The sequence below is a fragment of the Paraburkholderia sp. 22098 genome (assembly GCF_052045935.1).
In the GTDB taxonomy this organism is placed as follows: Bacteria; Pseudomonadota; Gammaproteobacteria; order Burkholderiales; family Burkholderiaceae; genus Paraburkholderia; species Paraburkholderia caledonica.
Map to the genome: position 1 here is coordinate 56,608 of NZ_JBQEPV010000024.1, position 16,671 is coordinate 73,278.

Sequence of the window (16,671 nt, forward strand, 5' to 3'; positions counted from 1 at the left end):
ACCTCTCCGCATATCAAAAGAATTTTTTAGTCGTTTGAAATATAAGGCGAGTTTATTACGATCTGTCCATCTTTTTCAATATGGATATCTGTATTTGTTATAAGCAAATGAGAGATAGGTCTAAACCCTGACTCGATCCAGCTGACAAACACAGATGTTCAGAGCGCGGCGAAACCGGATCGCCTCGTGTCACGCGGTAACGCAAAAAAATTGGGGTCCCCGAATGTACCAATACGATCAGTACGACCAGACCATCGTCGATGAACGGGTCGCGCAGTACGCCGATCAGGTTCGCCGCCGTCTGTCGGGCGAATTGAGCGAAGAGGAGTTCCGTCCGCTGCGCCTGCAGAATGGCCTGTACTACCAGCGCCACGCGTACATGCACCGCATCGCGATTCCGTACGGCAATCTGCGCAGCGACCAGCTTCGCATGCTCGCGCAGATCGCGCGCGAGCACGACCGGGGCTACGGCCACTTCTCCACGCGTTCGAACATCCAGTACAACTGGATCAAGCTCGAGGAAACGCCGGAGATTCTGCGCAAGCTCGCGTCGGTGCAGATGCACGGCATTCAGACCTCGGGCAATTGCATCCGCAACATCACCGCCGATCAGTTCGCGGGCGTGGCGCCGGACGAATTCGTCGATCCGCGTCCGTGGGCGGAAATTCTGCGTCAATGGTCGACGTTCCACCCCGAATTCGCGTGGCTGCCGCGCAAGTTCAAGATCGCCGTGTCCGGTTCGCACGAAGACCGTGCCGCCGTGCAGATTCATGACATGGGCGTGTATGTGAAGCGCAATGCTCAGGGCGAACTCGTGGTCGACATTCTGGCGGGCGGCGGTCTGGGCCGCACGCCGATCGTCGGCGCGGTGATCCGCAAAGACCTGCCATGGCAACACCTGCTGACGTACAGCGAAGCCGTGCTGCGTGTGTACAACCGCTACGGCCGCCGCGACAACATGTACAAGGCGCGCATCAAGATTCTCGTGAAGGCGCTCTCCCCGGAGAAGTTCGCCGCGCAGGTCGAGGAAGAATGGCAGCACCTGAAGGACGGCCCTTCGACGCTCACGCAGGCCGAGTTGGATCGCGTGTCGCAATACTTCCAGCCACCGGTGTACGAGAAGCTGGCCGACACGGACGCTTCGTTCGAAAAGCATCTGCTGGAAAACCGCGCGTTCGCCCGCTGGGTGGAGCGCAATGTGCGTCCGCATAAGGTCTCGGGCTATGCAGCGGTCACGCTGTCGCTGAAGAACGGCGTAGTCGCGCCGGGCGACGCCACCGACGCGCAAATGGAAGCGGTCGCCGATTGGGCCGACGAGTACTCGCTGGGCGAGATCCGCGTGTCGCACGAACAGAACCTGATTCTCGCGAACGTCAAAAAGCGCGACCTGTTCGCGTTGTGGGAAAAGGCCAAGGCACAAGGTTTCGCAACGCCGAACATCGGCTTGCTGACCGACATCATCGCGTGCCCGGGTGGCGATTTCTGCTCGCTCGCGAATGCGAAGTCGATTCCGATTGCGCTCGCCATCCAGGAACGTTTCAACGATCTCGATTACGTGTACGACCTGGGCGACGTATCTCTGAACATCTCGGGTTGCATCAACGCTTGCGGTCATCACCACGTCGGCAATATCGGCATTCTGGGCGTCGATAAGGACGGCTCGGAGTGGTATCAGGTGACGCTCGGCGGCGAGCAAGGTACAGGCGCAAGCGGCGCTCAGCTGGGCCGCGTGATCGGCCCGTCGTTCTCGGCGGAAGAAATGCCGGACGTGATGACGAAGGTGATCGACACGTTCGTTGAAAACCGCCATGAAGGCGAGCGTTTCATCGACACGTACACCCGCATCGGCATGGCTCCGTTCAAGGAACGCGTGTACGCGTCGCGTCAACCGGCTCACGCGTAACCGCGCAAAGGATACAGAACAGATGGCTTCTATCATCAAGAACCGCGCGATCGTCAACGATGACTGGACGCTCGTGCGCCCGGCGGAAGACGGCTCGCTGCCTGCGGTGAACGAACTGCCGGCTGGCCGCGTGCTGGTGCCGCTCGCGTTGTGGAAGGCAGAGCGCGATGCGTTGAGCGCTTCGCGCAGCGGCGCTGAACTGGGCGTGTGGCTCGCGCCGGACAGCGAGCCGGCGGACATTGCCGGCGACTTCGACAGGCTTGCAGTGATCGCCGTGGACTTCCCGGTGTTCCGTGACGGCCGCGGTTATAGCATCGGCCGCCTGCTGCGTGAGCGTTATGGCTACAAGGGCGAACTGCGCGCGATCGGCGACGTGCTGCGCGACCAGGTGCGTTTGATGTTCCGTTGCGGCTTCGACGCTTTTGCGGTGCGCGCGGACAAGGACATCAGCGACGCGCTGAAAGCATTCGACGATTTCACTGTGCAATACCAGGGCGCGTTCGACGAACCGGCGCCGCTGTTCCGCCGCCGCGCTGCTTCGTCCTCTGCTTCGCAGAAGGCTTCGGCATGAGCGCCGCCTCGTTGCAATCGCTCACGCCGGAACTCGCCGCGAAGGTCGAGCGCCTTGACGCGCTGCTCGATTCGATCGCTGCTCGTCACTCGAACGTCAAGCTCGCAAGCAGTCTCGCCGCCGAAGACATGTTGCTCACGCATGCGATTTTGTCGCGCGGCGTGAAGATCGGCATCTTCTCGTTGAATACCGGCCGCTTGCATGCCGAGACGCTCGGCATGATCGATCGTGTGAAAGAGCGCTATGGCTACGACATCGAGCAGTTTCATCCGCAGGCTGCCGCGATTGACGAATACGTCGCGTCGCATGGGCTGAATGCTTTCTATGAGAGCGTCGATCTGCGCAAGCGCTGCTGCGAAATCCGCAAGGTCGAGCCGTTGAACCGTGCGCTGTCGGACGTCAGCGCGTGGGTGACGGGCCAGCGTCGGGAGCAGTCGGTGACGCGTGCCGAATTGCACGAGGAAGAACACGACGCCGCGCGCAACATCGCGAAGTTCAATCCGCTGACCGACTGGACCGAGGCTGAGGTCTGGGATTATCTGAAAGCGTTCGACGTGCCGGTGAATCCGCTGCATGCGCGCGGTTATCCGAGCATTGGCTGCGAGCCTTGCACGCGTGCGGTGCGTCCGGGCGAAGATAGCCGGGCCGGCCGCTGGTGGTGGGAATCGCGCGACACGAAGGAATGCGGACTTCATATCACGACGATTACGCCGATTGCAGTGGACCGCGGCGAGAACGCTCCGGCCTGATGCATTGCCTGAATTGTGTTGCGTCGAGGACTTGGCTTTGCCACTTCACGCCGCACATACCGAATTGAATATCAGCGCTTTCACGGGCAACCGCTCGACAAGCGAATCAACGAAGGACCCAAACATGAGCACCACGCTCGATTCCACTGTCAACGCTCCGCTTGCCAACACGGCGAACCGGATGGATCACCTCGATTGGCTCGAAGCCGAGTCGATTCATATCCTGCGCGAACTGGTTGCCGAATGCAGCAAGCCCGCGCTGCTGTTTTCGGGCGGCAAGGACTCGGTCGTCGTGCTGGCGCTCGCGCTGAAGGCCTTCGGCATCGGCGCAAATCGCAAGACCGTGCTGCCGTTCCCGCTCGTGCATATCGACACCGGTCATAACTACGACGAAGTGATCGACTTCCGCGACCGTCGCGCGAAAGAGATCGGCGCGGAACTGGTGGTCGGTCACGTTGAAGATTCGATCAAGCGCGGCACGGTGCGTTTGCGCCGCGAAACGGATTCGCGCAACGCGGCGCAAGCCGTCACGCTGCTCGAAACCATCGAACAGCACGGCTATACCGCGCTGATCGGCGGCGCGCGCCGTGACGAAGAGAAAGCCCGTGCGAAAGAGCGCATTTTCTCGTTCCGCGACGAGTTCGGCCAGTGGGACCCGAAAGCGCAGCGCCCGGAACTGTGGAGCCTGTATAACGCCCGTCTGCATAACGGCGAGCATCTGCGTGTGTTCCCGATCTCGAACTGGACCGAACTCGACGTGTGGCAATACATCGCTCGCGAAAAGCTCGAACTGCCGTCGATCTACTACGCGCACCAACGCGAGATCGTGCGACGCAATGGCCTGCTCGTGCCGGTCACGCCGCTCACGCCGATGCGCGAAGGCGAAGTCAGCGAAACGGCACAGGTGCGCTTCCGCACCGTGGGCGACATTAGCTGCACGTGCCCGGTCGAGAGCGACGCGGACGATCTGGAGAAGATCATCGCCGAAACGGCCGTGACGGAAATCACGGAACGCGGCGCGACGCGGATGGACGATCAGGTCTCCGAAGCCGCGATGGAACAGCGTAAGAAGCAGGGTTATTTCTAAGCACACGAGGCAATGCAATCATGAATATTCATCAACCGGAAGACCTCGGCGTGCTTCGCTTCATTACCGCTGGCAGCGTGGACGACGGCAAGAGCACGTTGATCGGCCGCCTGCTGTACGACAGCAAAGCGGTTCTGAGCGATCAGCTTTCCGCACTGTCGCGCGCGAAGAACAAGCGCACCGTGGGCGACGAAATCGATCTGTCGCTGCTGACCGACGGCCTCGAAGCCGAACGCGAGCAGGGCATTACGATCGACGTCGCCTATCGTTACTTCGCGACCGCGAAGCGCAAGTTCATCATCGCCGATACGCCGGGCCACGAGCAGTACACGCGCAACATGGTGACGGGCGCGTCGACCGCGCACGCGGCGATCATTCTGGTCGACGCAACGCGGGTGACGTTCGTCGACGGCGTCGCGCAATTGCTGCCGCAAACCAAGCGTCATAGCGCGATCGTCAAGCTGCTCGGCTTGCAGCACGTGATCGTTGCCATCAACAAGATGGATCTGGTCGAATACAGCGAAGCGCGGTTCAACGAGATTCGCGACGCGTATGTGGATCTCGCGCGCCAACTCGGCTTGAGCAACGTGCGCTTCGTGCCGGTGTCGGCGCTGAAGGGCGACAACATCGTGACGGCGAGCGAAAGCATGCCGTGGTATGCGGGCGAGCCGCTGCTCGATCTGCTCGAAGCGTTGCCGGTCGAAGTGCCGACGGGCCAGGCGCTGCGTTTCCCGGTGCAATGGGTGGCGCGTCAGGATGGCAGCCAGGCCGACGATTTCCGCGGCTACATGGGCCGTGTGGAAGCGGGTGAGGTCAAGGTGGGCGACACGATCGTCGTGTTGCCGGCCAACCGCGAAGCGACGGTTGCGGAGATCATCGCGCCGGTGGTCGGCGGCACGGCGCAGGTGGATCGCGCGTTCGCCGGTCAAACGGTGACGATCCGTCTCGCGGAAGACGTGGACGTGTCGCGTGGCGATACGTTCGTTCTGCGCGAAGCGGCTCCGGAGCCGGCGAAGAAACTCGAAGCCGACCTGTGCTGGTTCGACGACACGCCGCTTTCCACGCAACGCAAGTATCTGCTGAAGCAGACCACCAATACGGTGTTCGCGCGCATCGGCGCGATCAAGGAAGTGCTCGACGTGCATACGCTGTCGCAGTCGACCGATCGCCGCGAACTGGCGATGAACGATATCGGCCGCGTAGCGTTGACGTTGCAAAAGCCGTTGGTGTGCGACGTGTATGACTCGCATCAGGGCACGGGTGCGTTCGTGCTGATCGACGAAGCGACTCATCACACGGTCGCGGCCGGGATGATCCGGGCGTTTTCCGCGTAAATGATTGGCGCAGCCGCGCACCGCGAACGCCCCTGACGAACAGGCTGAGGCAAATGGGTAAGGTTTATCTGATCGGTGCTGGACCGGGTGCTGCGGACCTGATTACGGTGCGCGGCGCGCGGCTGCTCGCGACCGCCGATGTGGTCCTGCACGACGCGCTGGTGGAGCCCGCGATGCTCGATTACGCGCCGTCCAGCGCGCGCCGGATTGCGGTGGGCAAGCGCTGCGGACAACTCTCGACGGCGCAGCAGTTCATCAACAAGCAGATCGTGGATGCCGCGTTGGAGCACGAGGTGGTGGTCCGCCTGAAGGGCGGCGATCCGATGCTGTTTGGTCGCGCCGATGAGGAGATGCGCGCTCTCGAGGCGGCCGGCATCGAATATGAGGTCGTGCCCGGCATTACGGCGGCGCTGGCAAGCGCCGCCTCGCTCAAGCGCTCGCTGACCTTGCGCGGCGTATCGCGCAGTGTCGCGCTGGCGACGTTCAGCCGCGCGCCGGGCTCCGACGAAATCCGCGAGCAGGTGAACGCCGATTCGCTCGTGTTTTACATGGGCCGCGATAGCGGCGTTGAGATTGCGCAGCAATTGATCGATGCGGGCAAGCCCGTTTCCACGCCTGTCGCGATTGTCGAGGCTTGCAGTACCGAGCGTGAGCGGATGTTGACGCTGACGCTCGAAAAGCTTGCTGCTGGCGAAGCGCAAAGATGGGTGGATGCTTCGCAGCCGAGTCTGGTGATGATTGGGGAGGCGTTTGCTGAGCGGCAGATCAGCGCGCTTCAGTCTGCGAGTGGGATGTTAGTGGCGGCTTAGGTTTTCGACTGCGTTTCCGATTCAAGGCGATGCTCGGCCCGGTTCGAACGTGCGCCCCAATCGGCGGCGCGAACAGCCTTCTCAAACCTGCCGCAAACAATACGCTGCAACTGCGTCCAGAACCGCTTCGTCCTCGCCGACCGCCACCGCACAGCGAATTTCGACAGCCGGGTAGAGCCCCCGGCACCGCTCGATTAACTCGGGCAAATCCTTCCTGATATGTCCGCCTTGCCCGAAGAACACGGGCACCACGGTGACGAGCGCGCAACCTTGCGTAGCAAGCTGTCCGATAGCCGTGGGCAAATCCGGTTCCATCAATTCGAGAAAGGCGAGGCTCACTGCCTGCGCGTCTTCATCGTGCGCTCGTGCGGCTATTAACTTCTGCGCCAGCCTCTCAAATGGCTCGCGCCAGCGCGCATCTCTCGCGCCATGCCCGAACAACACCAATCCATGTGTAGCCATGACAAAGGCTCCTAGTGCCGGTCAACCCATTTCAACCCGACGAGACCCAGCACCAGATACACCAGCCCCGGGGTTGCCGCCGTTAGCGGCGCGGGCCAGGTGTTGAGCGTGCCGATATGCGAGAACAGCGTGTTGAACAACTGGAAGCTCATGCCGAGCATGATCCCGCCGAACACCTTCATGCCGACCACGCCGGCCCGCGTATGCAGATACGCGAAGGGCAGCGACAGCACCAGCATGACGAACACGGCAAACGGATACAGCACCTTGCGCCACAGCGCGATTTCATAACGCTGCGTGTCCTGATGATTCTCGGTCAGATGCTGGATATAGCGGAACAGATTGAACATCGACATGCGGTCCGGCGACACGAGCAGCACCGAAAGAATCTGCGGCGTAAGCTCCGAGCGCAACGAATATTCAGGCAGCGCAACCTGCTTTGCACGATACACGGGATTGAGCGCGTCGGCCGGCGTGCCCGGAGGCGGCGGCACGTCGATTAATTGCGTATCGGTTACGCCGGTCAATTGCCAATGCCCCGGCGGCTGATATACGCCGGACTTCGCAATGCGCACATTCGATAGCCGGAACTTCGAATCGAACTCGTAAATCCGTACGTTACTGATTGTCGCGTCGGGCTTCAGTTCGCCGACGTTCACGAAGCGCGTAACCTGCTCGCCGTCCGCGCGCGCCGTGAGCGTGTCTTTCACCCACACGCCCGACTGGAAGTTGCTCGATACCGACGACCCCAGCGCCTCCAGCCGCACCCGCTCCGACAACTGATCCGTGTACGGACCGACCACTTCGCCGATCAGATACGTGAGAAACACGAGCGGAATGCCGATTTTCAGCAGGGAGCGCAAGGCCTGATTGGTGGCAAGCCCGGATACGCGGAAAATCGTGTACTCGGAGTTCGCCGCCATTTGCGCGAACACGTAGATCGCGCTGATCAACGCGGCAACCGGAATGATTTCGTAGAAACGCGACGGCGTTTGCAGCGCGACGCGCAGTACCGCGTACTGGAATTTATAGTTGCCGTGGCCAACCGAATTGAGTTCGTTAATCAGGTCGAAGAAGAAGAACAGGCCCGAAAACGCGAACAGAATGAAGATGAACGTGAGATAGATCTGACGCGCGAAGTACCTTTCATAGATGCGCATCGGTCACGCTCCCTGCGAACGGGTGAACATGGCCCGCGTGAACAGCGGCCGGTTGCGCACGCGCAGCCAGAAGATGAACGCGACAACCGCGGCCACGATCACATGCAGACTCACGAGCCCGACCCCGAACGACATCTTGCCTTGCTCGATCCACGACTGGACGACGTTCAACAGATTCGAATAGGTCAGATAGATCAGCACGGCCATGACAAGATTGATCGTGCGGCTGCGCCGCGGGTTCTGATGCGCTAGCGGAATGGCGAGCAGCATCAGGTTGATCGCGATGAGCGGCAGACCGGCGCGCCATGCGAACTCTGCGAGATTGTCTCTGGTCGGATTGCGCAGCAGCGTGAGCGTGGGCGTGCCGGTGGTGCTCGTCGTATTGACGACCGGCTGGCTCTCGATTTTGACGCCGTAACGCTCGAACTCCATGATGCGGAAATCCGGGTGTCCCGGTTCGCCCTCATAGCGGCGGCCGTTTTCCAGAACCACAAAGCGGTCGCCGTTCTTATGCGTTTCGGTGTGGCCGTTCTTGGACACGACCACGTTGACCTTGCCGTTCTCCGTGCTCGTCACGAACACGTTCTCCACATGGCCCTGGTCGGGCGACATCTTTTCGATGAAGAACACGCGGTGAGTGCTCGCCGATTCGCGGAACTGGCCGGGCGCGAGTAGCGAAACTTCGTCTCGCTGTTGAAAACGCGCGCGGATCAGTTTGCTCTGCTGGTTGGACCACGGCCAGCCGACGAACACGAAGAACATGATGAGAATGATGATCGGCGTGGCGAAGATGCCAATCGGCTTGATGAACTGCGTGAGACTCACGCCCGAAGACAGCCACACGACCATCTCGGAGTCTTTGTACCAGCGTGTCAGCACGAACAGGATCGACACGAACAGGGTGGCGACGAGCATGATGGCCAGATAGCCGATCACGGTCAGCCCGATCAGGACCAGCACGTCGCGCGGGTCGATTTCGCCCTGCGCCGCGAAGCCGACGATGCGGATCATCATCGTGGTCAGCACGAGCGTGAGGAGAACCATGAACACGGCACCAGCCGTATACGCGAGTTCGCGCTGGAGGGAGCGTTCGAAGATCATTATTGATGACGAGAGGGGGCGCTCTCAGCGACGCGCGGGTTGCTTCCCGTCACGCCTCCGGTGCAGCCGCCGCGGGAAAAATAGCGGATAATTGCGGCTTTCATCCTAAGCCCAGATTTTATCCGAGGACAAGCGCGATGGACTTTAGCATAAAAGCCTGTGATTGGACCAAAGGCTCGTCAAACGGTTTCCTCACCGGGAAATCCGATTGCATCGTAATCGGCGTGTTCGAGTCGCAAACGCTCTCGGGCGCGGCACTTGAGATCGACGCGGCCACCAAGGGCCTCCTGACCCGCATCATCAAGGCGGGCGACATGGACGGCAAAGCGGGCACCACGCTGTTCCTGCACGAAGTCTCGGGTATCGGCGCGTCGCGTGTGCTGCTCGTTGGCCTCGGCAAACAGGACGCTTTCAGTCAGAAAGCCTATGGCGAAGCCGTGCGCGCGGCGTGGCGCGCGCTGCTCGCCACGAAGGTCGTGCAGGTCACCTTCACGCTGGCCCAACTGCCTATTCTCGAGCGTACGGCCGACTGGGGCGTGCGCGCCGCGATCCTCGCGCTGCGCGAACTGACCTATAAGTTCACGCAAATGAAGAGCAAGCCGGACAACTCTGCGCGCGCACTGAAGCGCATTGTCTTCAGCGTGAATACAGGCGACGAGAAAGCCGCCAAGCTCGCGGCAAAGCAGGGCGCGGCGCTTGCCAACGGCATGGATCTCACGCGCGACCTCGGCAATCTGCCGAGCAACGTCTGCACGCCGACCTATCTCGCGAACACGGCGAAGAAGCTTGCCAAAGACTGGAAGCTGAAGGTCGAAGTGCTCGGCGAAAAACAGTGCGAAGCGCTGAAGATGGGCTCGTTCCTGTCGGTCACGGCCGGCTCGGTCGAACCCGCGCAGTTCATCGTGCTGCAGTACCAGGGCGGCGCCGCGAAGGCCGCGCCGGTGGTGCTGGTCGGCAAGGGCGTGACGTTCGACACGGGCGGCATTTCGCTCAAGCCAGGCGAAGGCATGGACGAGATGAAGTACGACATGTGCGGCGCCGGTTCGGTGCTGGGCACGTTGCGCGCCGTCGCCGAAATGGGCCTGAACATCAACGTGGTCGGCATCATTCCCGCGGTCGAGAACATGCCCTCGGCCACGGCCACCAAGCCGGGCGACATCGTCACCAGCATGAAGGGTTTGACGATCGAAGTGCTGAACACCGACGCGGAAGGGCGCCTGATTTTGTGCGACGCGCTCACTTATGCGGAACGCTTCAAGCCCGCTGCGGTGATCGACATCGCCACGCTGACGGGTGCTTGCATCATCGCGCTCGGCCATCACAACAGCGGCCTCTTCTCCAAAGACGACGCGCTCGCGGGCGAGTTGCTCGACGCATCGCGTGAGGCATCCGACCCGGCCTGGCGCCTGCCGCTCGACGACGAGTATCAGGAACAGCTGAAGTCGAATTTCGCCGATCTGGCCAACATCGGCGGGCGTCCGGCGGGCAGCGTCACGGCGGCGTGCTTTCTGTCGCGCTTCACCGACGCGTATCCGTGGGCGCACCTCGACATCGCCGGCACCGCATGGAAGAGCGGAGCGGCGAAGGGCGCGACAGGTCGTCCGGTGCCGCTCCTCGCGCAGTTCCTGATCGACCGCGCCGCGCAATGACGCATCGCAGTAACGTTGCACGCGTGGCACGCTTGGCACGTGCCCGAGCGATCGCACCGCGCGCCAGCAGGAGTCGCCCATGACGAGAATCGATTTTCACTCGAACGTCGGCGACTCGCTGCTGTATGCATGCCGCCTGGTGCGCAAGGCGTATCAGGCGGGACAGCCCACCATCGTCGTGGCCGAGCCGGAGCGCCTGCGCGCTTTCGACGAACAGTTGTGGACCTTCTCCGCGCTCGACTTCGTGCCGCACTGCATGGCCGGCACGCCGCTCGCCGCGCAAACGCCGATCGTGCTGGCCACGAATCTCGACGACGTCCCTCATCATCAGGTGCTGCTCAATCTGGGCGCGAGCGTGCCCGCGCAATTCGCGCGCTTCGAAAGATTGCTGGAAGTGGTCGGTAACGCACACGACGAACTCGCTGCGGGCCGCGAACGCTACCGCTTCTATCGCGATCGCGGCTATGCTTTGAACAACTACAAGCAGGGCGGTTAGGTTTCCGTTCCGCGTCGCGTTGTGCCCTGTCGAGGCGATTCGGCGCATACGCGGCCTGCTTTCGCTACGACTCAAATACGGAGGGCGCAGGTGTCCGATCCCAACGATAACTCCATCCCGGTTCTGAGCGAAGTGCTGGTGCCGGGCCATGTGGCCCAACGTCGCGAGCCGCAGGCCGGCGCCGCTGCTCCGGCTGCTGCGCCAGCGGAAACGCCGCTGCGTGAAGCGGAAACGCTTCGTCAGCCGGACGTCACCCCGGAGCCCGAACTCGCGCCGCAGCCGGTCCTCACACCGGAAGAAACGCGTGCGCCGGAGCCGGTGCTTGCGCCGCAGCCTTTGGGGACTGCGGCTAACGCTGCCGTAACCGATAAGGCGCGTTCGACGGCCGATCACGCTCATGTCAAGAACAAACCGCGGCCGCATGTTTCGGCCGAAGCCGACCATACGCATGACGACGCGCTGGCAGCGTCCGCAGCCACGTTTGATCGGACGGAACCGCCGCCGCCGTTTGAAGCAGCCGCCTCGGTGCCGCCGGATATCGCTCAGGAAGCGGACACGCACGGCCAATCCGATATCGATGCCGAACGCATCGCCGAGCGGCTGCGTGAGCGGGTCGCGGGATTCCTCGCGGGCGAAGGGCGCGGCGTCATCGAAGCACGTTGTCGCAGCGCTGTCGAAGAGCACGCGACGCGGCTCGTCGATCAGGTCACGCGTGAAGTCGTATCGACTCTTGAGAACCAGATGACCGGTTGGGTACGCGAAGCGGTTGAAGCGGAGATTGCCCGTCGATCGGGCGGCGCGTGACAGTCGATGCAGCGGTGCCCCGAGCGAGGCGCGACCGGTGGAGTTCCGCTCACGCCCAGGCTAACCAATCAGCCAGGATTATTTAAGCGTGAGCACCCAGCCCGCCAGCGCAGCCGCCTGATCGGGCGTAAGTTGCGTATTCGCGGGCATGGGCACCGGGCCCCATACGCCCGTGCTGCCGTCCAGAATCTTGTGCTTCAGATAGATAGCGGCGTCTTCGCGGCCGGCATATCTCGCGGCGACATCGTGCAGCGCCGGCCCCATGAACGGACGTGAGACCGAGTGGCAGCTCATGCAGTTCTGCTGTTGGGCAAGCGCAAGTCCCGTGGGCGCCTCGGCATGCGCGGCCGGGATGATGCCGATCGACATGGTCACGAATGCAACAGCCGTTGCAAGCACCGTACACGACATTGATTTCATTCTGGTCTCCGCCGGTGCGGTAGCCCGGCTTGTGGTCAGAACATTATAAAAGGAAAGGGGCGCACGGTTTTTCGTGCGCCCCTTTCGCTTTTACGTAGGGCTTGACCGGTCTTCAGGCTCTCGGGTCACCGCAAGTGCGGTCCTGGCTCGTTGCCTCAGCCGGTTATGGCGCCCTTGTTGGCCGGCAGTGCGAGAGCCGAGTACTTCGCCAGCACGCCACGCGTATAACGCGGTTGCGGCTGCTGCCATGCGGCGCGGCGGCGCTGAAGTTCGGCGTCGTCGACATTTAGTTGCAGGAGCAGCTTGTGCGCGTCGATCGTGATCGAGTCGCCTTCGTGCACGAGGCCGATCGTGCCGCCCACGAATGCTTCGGGTGCGACGTGACCGACCACCATGCCCCAGGTGCCGCCTGAAAAGCGTCCGTCGGTGATGAGGCCGACGCTTTCGCCGAGACCCTTGCCGATGATCGCCGAAGTCGGCGCCAGCATTTCCGGCATGCCCGGGCCGCCCTTGGGGCCGAGATAGCGCAACACGACGACGTCGCCGGCAACGATCTTGTCGGCGAGGATCGCTTCAAGCGCGCTTTGCTCGTCGTCGAATACGCGAGCCGGACCCGTGATCACCGGGTTCTTCAGGCCCGTGATCTTCGCGACCGCGCCGTCTTCGGCCAGGTTGCCCTTCAGGATCGCGAGGTGGCCTTCCTTGTACAACGCCTGATCGATCGGAAAGATCACCTTCTGATCCGCGCGCGGTTTGGCCGGTACGTCCTTCAGTTCTTCAGCGAGCGTCTTGCCGGTGATGGTGATGCAATCGCCATGCAGTAGACCCGCATCGAGCAGGATCTTCATGACTTGCGGAATGCCGCCGGCTTTGTGCAGGTCGGTGGCGACGTACTGGCCCGAGGGCTTCAGGTTGCAGATCACCGGCACCTTTTTGCGCATGCGCTCGAAGTCCTCGATGGTCCACTCGACTTCCGCCGCGTGCGCGATTGCCAGAAAGTGCAGCACGGCATTGGTCGAGCCGCCGGTCGCCATGATCACGGCCACGGCGTTTTCGATCGACCTCTTCGTGATGATGTCGCGCGGCTTCAGATCTTTCTTGACGGCTTCAACAAGTACGCGCGCCGATTCAGCGGCCGAGTCGACCTTTTCCTGATCGGGATTGGCCATTGTCGACGAATAGAGCAGCGACATGCCGAGCGCCTCGAACGACGAGCTCATCGTGTTGGCGGTGTACATGCCGCCGCATGATCCCGTCGACGGGCACGCATTGCGTTCGACGCCTTCGAAGTCTTCCTGCGACATCCGGCCCGCCGTAAATTCGCCGACGGCTTCGAACGACGACACGATCGTCAGATCCGTGCCCTTCCAGTTGCCCGGACGGATCGTGCCGCCATACACGTAAATGCCCGGCACGTTCATGCGCGCGAGGCCGATCATGCCGCCCGGCATGTTCTTGTCGCAGCCGCCGATCACGACCACGCCGTCCATCCATTGGCCCTGCACGCATGTCTCGATGCAGTCCGCGATGACTTCCCGCGACACGAGCGAGTACTTCATGCCCTCGGTGCCCATGGACATGCCGTCGGAAATAGTCGGCGTGCCGAAGATCTGCGGATTCGCGTCCGCGCCCTTGACGGCGGCGACGGCTGCGTCGGCAAGTCGCTGAAGACCGGCGTTGCACGGCGTGATGGTCGAATGGCCGTTGGCGATGCCGATCATCGGCTTGTCGAAATCTTCTTTCTGATAGCCGAGTGCGTAGTACATCGAGCGGTTCGGCGAACGGGCCACGCCTTGCGTGATGTTCTTCGAACGACGGTTGTAGGGCATGAGGATCTCCGGTCTGTTTGTTTTGCTGGTCGGTCCAGTGTAGTTCGGACCCGTCAGGCAAGAATGCAATTTTGCGATGTGCGTGTCCAATATATTATTGACGGCCGAATAGGTCGTAAAATGTATTAATCATGCTGCCTGCCGTTCCTGACCTGCGCCAGTTGCGCTATTTCGTGACCGTCGCCGAAGAAAAGCACTTCGGCCGCGCGGCCGCGCGCCTTTCAATGACCCAGCCGCCTCTGTCGCAGGCAATCCGTGCGCTGGAGGAAACGCTTGGGGTGCAACTGTTCGCGCGCACCAAGCGGTCCGTTGAATTGACGCCTGTGGGCGCGGATCTGCTGCCCGAGGTGCAGCGTCTGTTGGCGGCTGCGGAGGGCTTGCGGCCGCTTGCACAGAGCCTCGCGCGCGGCGAGGCGGGCGTGCTGTCGCTCGCATTCGTTTCGACGGCGGACTACGGCTTGTTACCGCTTTTGCTGCGCGACTTCGGCGCTCGTTATCCGCGTGTGCGGCTTGAACTCACCGAAGCAACCAGCGACGTGCAGGTGGACGAACTCGTCGCCGGACGCATCGACGCGGGGCTCGTGATTGCCCCCGTGCCGTCTCGCCATGCCGCGCAACTCTCGTGGCTGCCGATCGCGCGCGAGCCGCTCGTGATCGCCATGTCGACCGACACGGCGGCGCGCGTGGCGGCCAGTGGCGGCGCTGCGGGCGGTGGCGGCGACCCGCATGCGGAATGGCTCGACACGCCGGTCAGCCTGCGTGAGCTTGCCGATGCGCCGCTCGTCATCTTCCCAAGACGTTTGGCGCCTGGCTTTTATGACATCATTATGGATTGCTACGGCGTGGCGGGGCTTCAGCCGCGGGTCGGGCAGGAGGCGATCCAGATGCAGACCATCGTGAGCCTTGTGTCGGCCGGCATGGGTGTCGCACTCGTGCCGCAATCGTTGCGTAACCTGCGCCGGACCGGCGTCGTGTACCGGCCGTTGTCCGAGTCGGTGCCCGCTATCGAAACCGGGCTCGTGTGGCGAACCGCGAAAGTGAGCCCGGTGCTGGCGGGCTTCATCGAAATCGTGCGGGCGCATGCGGCGAGTGCCGATGGGCAAGCTGCCCGCGCACCGTAATTAACGTGACTGCGGCGAACGCATTGCATGCGCAGCCGTCCAACGCAGACGGCGCAAGCCGCGCCTTATCGATACAAACTAGTTTTTGAACCCGAACTGCCCATAACAACACGATGCTCATTCACCCGAATTTCGACCCCGTTGCCATTCATCTGGGGCCGCTCGCCGTGCGCTGGTATGGACTGATGTACCTCGTCGCGTTCATCGCGGCGATCGTCGTCGGCCGGCTGCGGCTGCGTTTGCCGTTCGTCGCGGCGCAAGGCTGGACACCCAAAGATATCGACGACATGCTGTTTTACGGCGTGCTCGGCACGATTCTCGGAGGCCGGCTCGGCTACGTGCTGTTCTATAAAGCGAGCTTTTATTTCGCGCATCCGCTCGACATCTTCAAGGTGTGGGAAGGCGGCATGTCGTTTCACGGCGGGTTCCTCGGCGTGACGCTCGCCATGGTGCTGTTCGCCTATCAGCGCAAACGCTCGTGGCTGCAAGTCACCGACTTCGTCGCGCCGATGGTGCCGACAGGACTGGCGGCAGGGCGTCTCGGCAACTTCATCAACGGCGAGTTGTGGGGGCGCGTGACCGATCCGTCGGCGCCGTGGGCGATGCTCTTTCCAGGTGCCGCGCCCGACGACGCCGCATGGCTCGCCGCGCATCCGCAACTGGCCGCGCAATGGAAGCTGAACGAAGTCTTCGCGCAATATCACATGCTGCCGCGTCACCCGTCAGAGTTGTATGAGATCGCGCTCGAGGGCGTCGCGCTTTTCTTCGTGCTGTTCTTCTTCTCGCGTAAGCCAAGGCCGCTCGGCGCTATTTCGGCGGTGTTCCTGATCGGTTATGGCCTCGCGCGCTTTACGGTCGAATTCGCCCGTGAGCCCGACGACTTCCTGGGCCTGCTCGCCATGGGTCTCTCCATGGGCCAATGGCTTTCGTTGCCGATGATCCTCGTTGGCATCGCGATGCTCGTGTGGTCGTATCGTCGCAGCCCCGGCGAACCGGCGCACGCGCTGCCGTAGCGCGGCACGTTGTGTTCTGAATAAAAAACGCCACGGCATGCCGTGGCGTTTTTCTTTGTGCGCCCAGCATGGGCGCAATCTTGTGGGTGCAAGTCCCATCGTGAGCTGACCACAGCGAACGAAGCAAAGCGCAACTGCGTGAGGGCGACCGAGCGTGGGGAGG

At 62.2% G+C, this 16,671-nt stretch carries 16 protein-coding genes; 11 read left to right on the forward strand and 5 right to left on the reverse strand.

Annotated elements, in window-relative coordinates; translation table 11 throughout:
• Positions 1-223 precede the first annotated feature (223 nt).
• The 6 genes from ACTJLB_RS31435 (at position 224) to cobA (ending at position 6,453) form a co-directional block, all read left to right on the forward strand.
• The gene (locus tag ACTJLB_RS31435; RefSeq protein ID WP_020065145.1) at positions 224-1,903 is read left to right on the forward strand and encodes a nitrite/sulfite reductase; all 1,680 of its coding nucleotides are present in this window, start codon (positions 224-226) and stop codon (positions 1,901-1,903) included.
• Positions 1,904-1,925: 22 nt separating this feature from the next.
• Positions 1,926-2,474, forward strand: a complete 549-nt coding sequence (locus tag ACTJLB_RS31440; RefSeq protein WP_440785577.1) for a DUF934 domain-containing protein — start codon at positions 1,926-1,928, stop codon at positions 2,472-2,474.
• The gene (locus tag ACTJLB_RS31445) at positions 2,471-3,223 is read left to right on the forward strand and encodes a phosphoadenylyl-sulfate reductase (protein WP_020065147.1); all 753 of its coding nucleotides are present in this window, start codon (positions 2,471-2,473) and stop codon (positions 3,221-3,223) included. The genes ACTJLB_RS31440 and ACTJLB_RS31445 overlap by 4 nt, the downstream gene beginning before the upstream one ends.
• Positions 3,224-3,347: 124 nt before the next feature.
• Positions 3,348-4,310: a sulfate adenylyltransferase subunit CysD gene (gene cysD / locus ACTJLB_RS31450; RefSeq protein ID WP_027775707.1), complete on the forward strand. Its 963-nt coding sequence runs from the start codon at positions 3,348-3,350 to the stop codon at positions 4,308-4,310.
• 17 nt (positions 4,311-4,327) lie between these two features.
• Complete coding sequence (locus tag ACTJLB_RS31455; protein WP_027804174.1) at positions 4,328-5,644, forward strand: sulfate adenylyltransferase subunit 1; 1,317 nt, start codon at positions 4,328-4,330, stop codon at positions 5,642-5,644.
• Positions 5,645-5,697: 53 nt separating this feature from the next.
• The gene (cobA, locus tag ACTJLB_RS31460; protein WP_204520378.1) at positions 5,698-6,453 is read left to right on the forward strand and encodes a uroporphyrinogen-III C-methyltransferase; all 756 of its coding nucleotides are present in this window, start codon (positions 5,698-5,700) and stop codon (positions 6,451-6,453) included.
• A gap of 81 nt (positions 6,454-6,534) precedes the next feature.
• On the opposite strand, the gene ACTJLB_RS31465 is transcribed toward cobA, so the two are convergent.
• The 3 genes from ACTJLB_RS31465 to lptF are packed head-to-tail and all read right to left on the reverse strand — an operon-like array spanning position 6,535 to position 9,176.
• Positions 6,535-6,915: a sirohydrochlorin chelatase gene (locus ACTJLB_RS31465; protein ID WP_310065652.1), complete on the reverse strand. Its 381-nt coding sequence runs from the start codon at positions 6,913-6,915 to the stop codon at positions 6,535-6,537.
• Between the two features lie 11 nt (positions 6,916-6,926).
• Positions 6,927-8,075 carry an LPS export ABC transporter permease LptG gene (gene lptG, locus ACTJLB_RS31470; protein WP_020065152.1) on the reverse strand — a complete coding sequence of 383 codons (1,149 nt, stop codon included), beginning with the start codon at positions 8,073-8,075 and terminating at the stop codon, positions 6,927-6,929.
• A gap of 3 nt (positions 8,076-8,078) precedes the next feature.
• A complete protein-coding gene (gene lptF, locus ACTJLB_RS31475; RefSeq protein WP_020065153.1) occupies positions 8,079-9,176 on the reverse strand; it encodes an LPS export ABC transporter permease LptF in 1,098 nt (365 codons plus the stop codon).
• Between the two features lie 137 nt (positions 9,177-9,313).
• Between lptF and ACTJLB_RS31480 the strand changes: the two genes are divergently transcribed.
• The 3 genes from ACTJLB_RS31480 to ACTJLB_RS31490 all read left to right on the forward strand — a co-directional run bounded on the left by ACTJLB_RS31480 (position 9,314) and on the right by ACTJLB_RS31490 (position 12,125).
• Positions 9,314-10,825: a leucyl aminopeptidase gene (locus tag ACTJLB_RS31480; protein WP_020065154.1), complete on the forward strand. Its 1,512-nt coding sequence runs from the start codon at positions 9,314-9,316 to the stop codon at positions 10,823-10,825.
• A 79-nt stretch (positions 10,826-10,904) separates the two neighbouring features.
• Complete coding sequence (locus tag ACTJLB_RS31485; RefSeq protein ID WP_020065155.1) at positions 10,905-11,321, forward strand: DNA polymerase III subunit chi; 417 nt, start codon at positions 10,905-10,907, stop codon at positions 11,319-11,321.
• A 90-nt stretch (positions 11,322-11,411) separates the two neighbouring features.
• Positions 11,412-12,125, forward strand: coding sequence for a DUF2486 family protein (locus ACTJLB_RS31490; protein ID WP_440785578.1), 714 nt, complete (start codon positions 11,412-11,414; stop codon positions 12,123-12,125).
• A gap of 78 nt (positions 12,126-12,203) precedes the next feature.
• Here the strand turns inward: ACTJLB_RS31490 and ACTJLB_RS31495 are convergent, their stop codons facing one another.
• Both ACTJLB_RS31495 and ilvD read right to left on the reverse strand, forming a co-directional pair.
• A complete protein-coding gene (locus ACTJLB_RS31495; RefSeq protein ID WP_440785579.1) occupies positions 12,204-12,545 on the reverse strand; it encodes a c-type cytochrome in 342 nt (113 codons plus the stop codon).
• 155 nt (positions 12,546-12,700) lie between these two features.
• Entirely contained in the window at positions 12,701-14,374 is a 1,674-nt protein-coding gene (gene ilvD, locus ACTJLB_RS31500; protein ID WP_408127549.1) for a dihydroxy-acid dehydratase, read from the reverse strand.
• Between the two features lie 131 nt (positions 14,375-14,505).
• Between ilvD and ACTJLB_RS31505 the strand changes: the two genes are divergently transcribed.
• Positions 14,506-15,495, forward strand: a complete 990-nt coding sequence (locus ACTJLB_RS31505; RefSeq protein ID WP_440785580.1) for a LysR family transcriptional regulator — start codon at positions 14,506-14,508, stop codon at positions 15,493-15,495.
• A gap of 113 nt (positions 15,496-15,608) precedes the next feature.
• Positions 15,609-16,508 carry a prolipoprotein diacylglyceryl transferase gene (gene lgt, locus ACTJLB_RS31510; RefSeq protein ID WP_020065160.1) on the forward strand — a complete coding sequence of 300 codons (900 nt, stop codon included), beginning with the start codon at positions 15,609-15,611 and terminating at the stop codon, positions 16,506-16,508.
• Positions 16,509-16,671: the final 163 nt, after the last annotated feature.

Excerpts from the sequence above, each read along its gene's own strand:
- ACTJLB_RS31435 (WP_020065145.1), top strand. The coding sequence starts at position 224 with ATGTACCAATACGATCAGTACGACCAGACCATCGTCGATGAACGGGTC.
- ACTJLB_RS31440 (WP_440785577.1), top strand. The coding sequence starts at position 1,926 with ATGGCTTCTATCATCAAGAACCGCGCGATCGTCAACGATGACTGGACG.
- ACTJLB_RS31445 (WP_020065147.1), top strand. The coding sequence starts at position 2,471 with ATGAGCGCCGCCTCGTTGCAATCGCTCACGCCGGAACTCGCCGCGAAG.
- cysD (WP_027775707.1), top strand. The coding sequence starts at position 3,348 with ATGAGCACCACGCTCGATTCCACTGTCAACGCTCCGCTTGCCAACACG.
- cobA (WP_204520378.1), top strand. The coding sequence starts at position 5,698 with ATGGGTAAGGTTTATCTGATCGGTGCTGGACCGGGTGCTGCGGACCTG.
- ACTJLB_RS31465 (WP_310065652.1), bottom strand. The coding sequence starts at position 6,915 with ATGGCTACACATGGATTGGTGTTGTTCGGGCATGGCGCGAGAGATGCG.
- lptG (WP_020065152.1), bottom strand. The coding sequence starts at position 8,075 with ATGCGCATCTATGAAAGGTACTTCGCGCGTCAGATCTATCTCACGTTC.
- lptF (WP_020065153.1), bottom strand. The coding sequence starts at position 9,176 with ATGATCTTCGAACGCTCCCTCCAGCGCGAACTCGCGTATACGGCTGGT.
- ACTJLB_RS31480 (WP_020065154.1), top strand. The coding sequence starts at position 9,314 with ATGGACTTTAGCATAAAAGCCTGTGATTGGACCAAAGGCTCGTCAAAC.
- ACTJLB_RS31485 (WP_020065155.1), top strand. The coding sequence starts at position 10,905 with ATGACGAGAATCGATTTTCACTCGAACGTCGGCGACTCGCTGCTGTAT.
- ACTJLB_RS31495 (WP_440785579.1), bottom strand. The coding sequence starts at position 12,545 with ATGAAATCAATGTCGTGTACGGTGCTTGCAACGGCTGTTGCATTCGTG.
- ilvD (WP_408127549.1), bottom strand. The coding sequence starts at position 14,374 with ATGCCCTACAACCGTCGTTCGAAGAACATCACGCAAGGCGTGGCCCGT.
- ACTJLB_RS31505 (WP_440785580.1), top strand. The coding sequence starts at position 14,506 with ATGCTGCCTGCCGTTCCTGACCTGCGCCAGTTGCGCTATTTCGTGACC.
- lgt (WP_020065160.1), top strand. The coding sequence starts at position 15,609 with ATGCTCATTCACCCGAATTTCGACCCCGTTGCCATTCATCTGGGGCCG.